Below are 344 nucleotides of genomic sequence, written 5' to 3' on the forward strand. Positions count from 1 at the left end.
TATATTTATAGTTGGAAATAAATACAAAACGAAAACTTTTTTGCTGAAAAGCACTGTACCTAATTCTTTAAAGTAATGATAAAGAAACAGAAGATAATTTAAAGGTACAGTTATTAATGTTAACAACATGATACATCTGCTAAGCAAATCGCCTTTTGCCGATCCTCCAGCACTAATATATGCAATTGAAGCAGACAAAAGAAATACAATTAGCACCAAAGCAGATTTCAAGTTTTTTTCTTCATTTATTTTAATGATGAAGAAACAGCAAAATAAACATACTACATAAAAAATTATCGGTATTAAGTAAGTACTGAAGTTCCTATCATTAAATAAATTGAGCT

The 344-nt window shown here is 27.6% G+C and carries 1 pseudogene; it reads right to left on the reverse strand.

The features are described from left to right. A pseudogene (locus SB724_RS19605) lies at positions 1–344 on the reverse strand (histidine kinase); the annotation flags it as partial.

Source organism: Bacillus sp. SIMBA_031, assembly GCF_046535225.1.
Taxonomy (GTDB): domain Bacteria; phylum Bacillota; class Bacilli; order Bacillales; family Bacillaceae; genus Bacillus; species Bacillus velezensis.